Genomic DNA, 8,008 nt, shown 5'->3' on the forward strand with positions numbered 1-8,008 from the left:
TCAGCCTTTTCCAAAGCCTGCTGCTGGCGTTCACTTCAGGGTTCTTCACTTTTTTTGCAACGACCACGATCTCCATCTTCGCGTTGCTTGCCTGGAATTTAATTGGCCATCATTCGGTGAACTACGCTGACAGCTATCTCTACGTCGGCTTCCCTGCCGGCGTGATCGTCCTGATCATTGCTCTTCCGGTCTTTGGGACTCTTTGGATCCGGGCAAAGCTCCGCAAATAAGATTTGAGCCTGAAACAAACGGCCAATCCCGAGGGATTGGCCGTTGTGTCCGTGTGAATGGCTCGAACTGTTTTAGAGTCCCGCGGGCTTGGGATTTGCCGGATCGTACTTTGCGACGTGAATTTTTTTGGCAAGTCCGATCTTGGAGAGGAGCCAGATGCCCCAGAAGTTGGGGTCAATCTCGTACCACTTGAGTCCGTGACGTGCTGAGACGGGATGCGCGTGGTGATTGTTGTGCCAGCCTTCGCCGCCGGTAAGCAGTGCAACCCACCAGCTGTTGCGTGAGTCGTCACGAGTCTCAAAGCGTCGGCTGCCCCACAGGTGGGTAGCGGAGTTCACCAGCCAGGTGGCATGGAGGCCGAGCGTCACGCGCAGCGCCACACCCCACAGGACCATGGCGACGCCATTGACCCATCCGCCCCAGATCCAGCCACCGGCCAGGAGGAGCAAACCGCTGACGCTGATGGGGAGCCAGTGATACTTGCTTAGCCAGAGGTGGAACTTGTCGCGGCTCAGATCTGGCGAATAACGCTTCAGAATTTCGACCTGGCCGTGCAGAGCCTCGCCGAAAAGGATCCAACCAGTGTGCGCCCACCATCCACCTTCGCGCGGGGTATGCGGATCGCCTTCCTGGTCGCTGAGCTGGTGATGGACGCGATGCGTCGACACCCAGAAAATAGGTCCACCCTCAAGTGACATGGTGGCGAAGATGCTCATGACGTACTCGACCCACTTGGGAGTCGTGTAGCCGCGGTGCGTGAGCAGACGGTGATAGCACATGCCGATGCCCACGTTGATGGCGAGCACATAGAGGATCGCCATAACCGCCAGACGCTGCCAGCTGAAAAAGAAGAAAGCTACCAGCGCTCCTACGTGGAACGAGCCGATGATCGCCAGGGTTGTCCAGTTGATTCCGTAATCGATGGTCGCGGCTTTACCCATCCGAACAAGGAATTTAGCAGGAATCCTACCGACAGGCGACGAAAGTTCCTGTTCTGTTGCAACCGGTTTGGTTGCTTCGTCGGGTGCGTTGGTGGGAGCGGGAGCGGAAACAATTGATGCCATTCGTTTGCTAAATCCTTTAGACAGGGGTGTGAAAAAGCCGGTCTGTACTTGAATTGTATAGGAGCTTTGACTCTTCTCCCCCTCAGATATTCGTCTAAGTCACGAAAGTTACATAGTCTCTTCTATGGGATGAAAATCAAGGGAATGAATTCGGTGATGTCGGCTCAGATTGGATATCCCATTGCGCATCGCTCCGGATAGCCACTGGAGGCGGATGACGATTTGGTGGACTACTGTCCGGGAGCTACACCGAAGTCGCCTCCGCCGGTGACGAAGATCTTCTCTGCTGTGCCGCGGAGCACGCGGTAGAGCGCGAATTGCCGCTGCGAGGTGCCGCGCAGCTCAAACAGCAACTCGCCGCGATTATCGGCCAGCGCATCGACAGCGTCGACGAGTCGCATCCGCGGCGTATCGTCGAGGCGCGAAGCGTCGGTGACGTTTTTGAGCAATATCAGCGGATTGCCGTAGAGATCGGGTTGTGCGATGAGGGTAACGAACTTGCGCTCGGCTGGCGGTGCATCGGTGCGAGCCGAGAGGACCATGGTGGCTCCGGAGCCATATGCAAGCTCGAAGACCTGGAACTTTTCGTCAACGAGCGGAGGGGGTACCGGCGGCGGAACCGGTTTTGCGTGCGATTTAGACGAGGTGCGCTTGGGCGCCGCAGCAGGAGGTGTTTTAAGCCCCAATGCCTGCCGGGCGATGACCTCCATCGCTTCTTTCATCTTTTCTTCGTCTGCCGGGTTGGCCCAGGTGTAACTCCACGGGTGTTCGGGACGGCGCTTGGCGTCAGAGACCGCCACTGCCTGTTGCATGTCTGTTGGAAGGCCCATCAGGCTCGGCAGGACATCAGGGCCATTGCCGGCAGGTTTGCCGCGCAAGAGCCGGGGGCGGTCAGGATCAGTGCTGCCAAGGTGTTCGCCGTCGTTCGTGTCGGCAAAAGCCTGCTGACTCGTGTGCAGCACCGGGCGATCAGGGTCGCTGCTATCAGTATTGCTGGACGCGGTGCCTGAGTCCTTCTTGTGCAGGGTGGGTTGGTCTGGATCGGATGCAGGGCTGGCGCTCCCAGTAGTTGAGTCATCGCTCCCGCTTTTCTTGTGGAGCGTAGGACGGTCCGGATCGGTTGGAGCGGATTGCCCTGATGAGCCCTGGTTGCCCGAGTCGCCTCCTTGTCTGCGATGCAGGACAGGCTTGTCGTCGTTGGCGTCGAAGCCTTCTTCCACGATAGGCTTGGGGACAGCCGGTTTGGCGGAGGGCAATGGTTTCCACGCGCCGTAGCCGACCCATAGGCCTTGCTCCTGGCCTGCCTTTTTGATGTCGTAGAGGCCTATTGGTGTGCCGTTCTTCTCGAGCTCGTACTCGACTTCACCGGCCAACGCAAGCGGCTCGGGACGAGCCAGGTACACATTGCCGTCCTCGAGAGCCTGGCCGTCATAGACGGTGATGGGGATGAGGCGGCTGGTCTTTGGCTTGCCCTCGTCGCCTGTCCACTCGAGCACGCCGATGGCTCGCAAATCGGGTGTATCTTTGGCTTTCCTGGTCACCTGGCCGGGATACTGTGCGCCAACCGATGCGGCAGCGAGCAGCAGCGCGACGGCGACCGATGTGGGGCTGTTCGAGACTGATCTGAAGAGCCGCGATGACACCGGACCTACCTCTCGGAAATAATGCAGACGTACCCGCTGTTTCAAATTTCTATCCACCATACTGACAATACGAGGAATTTCCCATGGAAGTGAACCAGAAGGTCGCCAATTTCACTCTACAGACGGACGAGGACAAAACTGTAAGCCTTTCAGATTACGCCGGAAAGCCGGTCGTGTTGTTCTTCTATCCCCGCGCCGATACGCCCGGCTGCACCATTGAAGCGTGCGGTTTTCGCGATACCTTCAAGAAGATCCAGGCCGCCGGTGCTGTGGTGCTTGGCATCTCCCGCGATTCGCCTAAGGCACAGGCCAAATTCAAAGCCAAATATGACCTGCCTTACACACTCCTTGCTGATGTAGACGAGAAAGTATGCAATCAGTTTGGTGTGTTGAAGGAAAAGAACATGTACGGGAAGAAGGTCTGGGGAATAGAAAGGACGACGTTTCTGATAGGACCGGACCAGAAACTCATCCATATCTTTCCGAAAGTGACGCCGGAAGGGCACGCGGATGAAGTGCTGGCGCTTGTGAAGGAATGGCAAAAATCGCACAAATAAGGCCGGAAAGAGCAAAAAACAAGCTCCCGGGGCGGCTGGTTCCACGCAAATTTTTCGAAGATTCGACTGAAAAGGTCGCCCCGAGGCTATTGGGCAAGCTGTTGGTGGCGAGAAGCGCGGACGGCGGAGTGCTGGCGGGAAGGATTGTGGAGGTCGAGGCGTATCTCGGGCCGCATAACGATCCGCCGGATCCGGCTGCGCACACGCATCGGGGGCCTACACCGCGGAACCTGGTGCTATTCGGGCCGGCGGGACATGCATATATGTATTTGATCTATGGGAAGTATTTTTGCGCGAACATCAGTTGCGAGCGCGAGGGACTTGGGGGAGGCATTTTGCTCAGAGCCCTGGAGCCAGTGGCGGGACTGGCACAGATGGCGCGCAATCGTGGCCTGGACGAAGATGCGCCGGTGCGATTGATCGCTTCGGGACCTAGTCGGCTGTGCCTGGCGTTGGGCCTGACGCGGCCCTTGCACAACGGGCTGGACGTGACCAGCGCCGCGTCGCCGCTTCAAGTAAGAGACGACGGCTGCCTCGACGCGGAGGTGGTGATTACGCCGCGGATCGGCATCAGGCATGCGGTGGACTGGCCGCTGCGGTTTGCCTTGCGCGGGAACGGGTGCGTTTCCGGTCCGAAACGGCTGGCTGAAACGTCAACCAAAGCGAACCGTAATTCGTCAGTAGAATAGACGTCATCCCACCATCACGAGGAACTTTGCACTTGAAGCTCTCTTCCCCGTCTTTCCGCGCACCGTTGACGGCCCTGGTTTCAGTAGTCTTTGCCTTTGCCGCTCTCGCCCAAACCCCCGCAGCTCAGCAGGCACCAGCTGAGGAACACCATCATCACGAGGAGCCGGCGCCGACCAACCTGAAAGTCCTTCCCAAGACCATGACGGGCGAGCAGGTTCACGATCTGATGCACAAGTGGGAGGCGTCGCTGGGCGCCGAGTGCAGCACATGTCACGCCGCCGATCCCAATAACATCGGGCCGAACGGAAAGCCGCGGCTGAATTTTGCCGATGACTCGAAGCCCGAAAAAAACACGGCGCGGTTGATGTACAAAATGGTGGAGGACATCAACGCGAACTACGTTGGCAAGGTGGAGAACTCGGGCGTGCCGGTGAGTTGCGGGACATGCCATCGCGGGCATCTCGATCCGCCAATCTTCTCGCCGCCCAAGGAAGATCATGACCATGATCACGGCCCGCCGCCGCCGAGCGGAGCTAAGCCCTCTTCACGGTGAAGGACCCAGCTGATGGCTGAAAGCTCTCGGCTTTCTGCTATCGGCTCTCAGCTTTGATCTGTCCTCAGACGGATTCGACACAGCAGCAATCTATGGATTTTTGGGGGTTGTGCACGCACTCAAGGTGGAATAGGCTGTGAGCGGTTTCAAAGCCAGAGAAGGAAAATTCTGCGTCCAGGCTACGTCGCCATGGGCCTGGCTTGTTTGTCCACCATCAGGCTGATGCTGCGCCATCCAACTGCTCCAGATCGCGTCGGTCACGACGACGAATCCTTGACTGTCGTCGAGTTCAGCTGAACTCGTGAATCGACATGAGGTGCCGTTCTCTATCTGCATTGAAAAGTGGCCCCGCCATTGATCTGGATGAGCCGGGTTCTTGCCAGTAGCTTGCGTGGTCGTCTTATCCCAGCGAATTAGCACTGAACCCATCTTCTGCCCTTTGCCATCGACGAGATTGGAGCGGGCGGTTCCACCTGGCATCAGCGCCACGGATTCTGGTTCCCAGCGAAGCGAATTGCGGATTTCGTACATCTCGGCATCAGTCACTGCGCGGGAATCGCCGGGCACATAGCGGATGTCGATCGGAGGCGGAGCTTCAGGAACGCTGACGGCCTGTACCGCTCGATCTTGAGGAGGCTGGTTCCGGTCGGCACTGTCCGCTGCTGCACTCTCGGAAGCTACGGAGTGTGTTTGAAGCCACGCTTTCGCGGGAGCGAAATCCTGGTTGGCCGCTTTTCGAATCCATGCGACGGCTTCGTTGTGGTTAAGCGGGGCACCTCTCCCAGTCTCATACATGATGCCAAGATCGTATTGCGCGGTCGCTTGCCCCTGATCCGCAGCCTTGCGATACCAAATGGCTGCCCGTGCCTTGTCTTCGGGAATTCCCCACCCGGTTGAGTACATCTCGCCAAGCCAGAATTGGGCGGTAGCATTTCCATGGTCGGCGGCTTTCGTAAACCAGTTACGAGCCTGAACCGCGTCTTCGATGGCGACACCGCGGCCAAGCAAATATCGGGTTCCGAGCTCAAGCTGCGCATTGGCGTCCCCGTCGGAGGCCTTTTGATACAGAGCCGCGAGTTCCTTCTTCTCCGCCTTTGTCTGTGCGTGACTCGGGATAACCGCAACAAGCAAGATAAAGAGGCCTGTTAGAAGGTCCAACAGCAAAGTGGACATCCTCTTTCTTGAATGATTCGACCTGAATGCTGGCTCGCGGTTCATCTCCCTCGAATTGTAGATCGCCATGCCATTGCGCAGCGCGGGCGATTTCAGACGAAGCCCGGCACCGAGGCTTCCCCTTGATATTCGACAAGAAGAAGCGAGATGTGTTGTCGAACGTCATGGGGAAGGTGGCAGGGGAAGATGGCACCGTCTACGGATTTGTCGCAGGGAACGCTGGACATGCTGATTTTGAAGAAACCTTCGATGCCGGGGCCGGAGAGAAGCGGCGCCGCGCGTTTCCCATCGTGCCCAGCGCAGGAAGAGCGAATTGCGAAGCATTAAAGACGCCGCGCCGCCGGGGGGATTGGTGTGCACCCGTGGCGAGGCTCCGCTCCACTGCGGCGTGCCGACGCCATTGTCGTTGATGCCGTTGGGAATGGTGCCGAGCAGCGACGTGTCGCAGGCGATGGAACGTTAGCTGGGATTTTGTGTGCGTTTGTAGTCGCCGGATTTGCCGCCGGATTTTTGTTCGAGCTGGATGGTACGAATGACGATGGATTTGTCGAGGGCCTTCGTCATGTCGTAGACGGTTAGGGCGGCGATGGAAGCAGCGGTGAGGGCTTCCATTTCCACTCCCGTCTGGCCGGTGGTGGTGGCAGTGGCGCGGATGCGGACCCCGCCGGCGACAATTTCGGCCTCGACATCGACGTGTGTGAGCGGGAGCGGGTGGCACATCGGGATGAGTTCCGATGTGCGCTTGGCGGCCTGGATGCCTGCAAAGCGGGCTACCTCGAGCGGGTTGCCTTTGGGATTTGCGGGGAGCGCGGAGAGAACGGAGGCGGAGAGCTCAACAAATGCGGAGGCGGTGGCAATGCGCTTCGTCGCTTGTTTGGAGCTGACGTCGACCATGCGGGCATTGCCTGCGGTGTCGTAGTGAGAGAGCTGCGGTTTGGCTTGCTTCGGCATTCTGGATTCTTAATGTAGCAGGATACGGACGGTGGTTCCGGCGGTGAGGAAGTCTTCATGCTCAGGGATGACGAGGAAGCAGTTGGATTGAGCGAAGGCGGTGAGGTCGCCGGAGCCATGCCAGGGGACTGTGGCGACTTGGGGAAGTTCGTTGACGGATGGCGAGAATTCGCAGAGCGCGGGCAGGAACCGGGTGAGGCCGGGTTTGGTTTTGCGGTCGGTGTCGCGTGAGAGGCGGGCGAGGACGAAGCGTGGACGAGTTTCGCTACTGCCGGCGAGGGCGGCGAGGATGGGTGCGGCGAAGAGTTGAAAGGTGGCGGCGGAGGAGATGGGGTTGCCGGGGAGGCCGAAGATCGGGATGGACGCAGGGCCCGAAGGATCTTCGCTTCGGGCTCGGTTCATGTACGGTTTCAAACCGGAGCACGCGACTTCGCCGAAGACGAGTGGTTTACCCGGCTGGATGCGGACGCCGGTGAAATGAAAATGTGCGCCGTGACGGGCGAGCGCGGGTTCTACGAGGTCGAATTTGCCGGCCGAGACGCCTCCTGAGATGAGGAGCATGTCGGCTTTGAGAGCTTGTGCGAGTGCGCCATCGAGAGCTTCGGCGGTGTCGGCGGCAGTGGGCAGAATGATGGGTTCGGCGCCGGCGTTGGCCACGAGGGCTGCGAGCATGGGTGCGTTGGAGTTGCGGATTTTGCCGGGACCGGGAGTTGCGTCGACGGGAACAAGTTCGTCGCCGGTGGTGAGGATAGCGACGCGGGGACGGACGTAGACGTCGAGGTGCGCATATCCGCAGGAAGCGGCGAGGGCAATCTGAGCGGGATCGAGTCGTGTTCCGGCTGGAAGTTGTTCGTCACCACGACGGGCTTGCGCGCCTTTGGCTACTACGTTGTCGCCGGGGTCGATGGTACGGGGAGGACGGAGGCGGATACTGCCAGCCCAGCGACCAAAACCTGTCGCTGGGGATCCCGAGGTGTTAGCGGATTTTTCAATGTGCTCGAGCATGACGACGCAATCGGCACCGGCGGGGACGGGAGCACCGGTCATGATTTCCCATGCTTTGCCTTCGGGCAGCGGGCCGGCGGGAGCTTCGCCCGCATGCGTGGAGCCAGCGACGGGGAGTGCAAGATGCGCAGAGGCTTCAGA

10 protein-coding genes are annotated in these 8,008 nt (G+C 59.1%); 5 read left to right on the forward strand and 5 right to left on the reverse strand.

Translation table 11 applies throughout. From position 1 onward, the window contains the following. Positions 1-230 (forward strand): hypothetical protein (locus tag WA354_RS04070; RefSeq protein WP_472811733.1); only part of this gene is annotated, 230 nt, incomplete at its 5' end. A gap of 72 nt (positions 231-302) precedes the next feature. Here WA354_RS04070 and WA354_RS04075 read toward each other — a convergent pair. Together WA354_RS04075 and WA354_RS04080 are read right to left on the reverse strand one after the other, a co-directional pair. Beyond that, positions 303-1,295, reverse strand: coding sequence for an acyl-CoA desaturase (locus WA354_RS04075; protein WP_472811734.1), 993 nt, complete (start codon positions 1,293-1,295; stop codon positions 303-305). A 230-nt stretch (positions 1,296-1,525) separates the two neighbouring features. After that, entirely contained in the window at positions 1,526-2,938 is a 1,413-nt protein-coding gene (locus tag WA354_RS04080) for a hypothetical protein (protein WP_472811735.1), read from the reverse strand. 83 nt (positions 2,939-3,021) lie between these two features. Between WA354_RS04080 and bcp the strand changes: the two genes are divergently transcribed. From bcp to WA354_RS04095, 3 genes are read left to right on the forward strand one after another with little or no spacing between them, the layout of a single operon-like run. Next, entirely contained in the window at positions 3,022-3,495 is a 474-nt protein-coding gene (gene bcp / locus WA354_RS04085) for a thioredoxin-dependent thiol peroxidase (protein WP_472811736.1), read from the forward strand. Next, positions 3,474-4,184, forward strand: a complete 711-nt coding sequence (locus WA354_RS04090; protein ID WP_472811737.1) for a DNA-3-methyladenine glycosylase — start codon at positions 3,474-3,476, stop codon at positions 4,182-4,184. Before bcp ends, WA354_RS04090 begins: the two co-directional genes overlap by 22 nt. A 32-nt stretch (positions 4,185-4,216) precedes the next feature. Beyond that, on the forward strand, positions 4,217-4,738 hold the full coding sequence (locus tag WA354_RS04095; RefSeq protein ID WP_472811738.1) for a c-type cytochrome: 522 nt from the start codon (positions 4,217-4,219) through the stop codon (positions 4,736-4,738). Between the two features lie 90 nt (positions 4,739-4,828). Here the strand turns inward: WA354_RS04095 and WA354_RS04100 are convergent, their stop codons facing one another. Next, positions 4,829-5,911, reverse strand: coding sequence for a tetratricopeptide repeat protein (locus WA354_RS04100; protein ID WP_472811739.1), 1,083 nt, complete (start codon positions 5,909-5,911; stop codon positions 4,829-4,831). 313 nt (positions 5,912-6,224) lie between these two features. Between WA354_RS04100 and WA354_RS04105 the strand changes: the two genes are divergently transcribed. Then, positions 6,225-6,374: a hypothetical protein gene (locus WA354_RS04105; protein WP_472811740.1), complete on the forward strand. Its 150-nt coding sequence runs from the start codon at positions 6,225-6,227 to the stop codon at positions 6,372-6,374. On the opposite strand, the gene moaC is transcribed toward WA354_RS04105, so the two are convergent. Continuing rightward, a complete protein-coding gene (moaC, locus tag WA354_RS04110) occupies positions 6,371-6,862 on the reverse strand; it encodes a cyclic pyranopterin monophosphate synthase MoaC (protein WP_472811741.1) in 492 nt (163 codons plus the stop codon). The two genes, WA354_RS04105 and moaC, sit on opposite strands and share 4 nt — an antisense overlap. Before the next feature lie 9 nt (positions 6,863-6,871). Next, positions 6,872-8,008, reverse strand: a 1,137-nt coding sequence (locus WA354_RS04115) for a molybdopterin molybdotransferase MoeA (RefSeq protein WP_472811742.1), incomplete at its 5' end; no start/stop codon positions are given.

Source organism: Occallatibacter sp. (assembly GCF_049802275.1).
In the GTDB taxonomy this organism is placed as follows: domain Bacteria; phylum Acidobacteriota; class Terriglobia; order Terriglobales; family Acidobacteriaceae; genus Telmatobacter.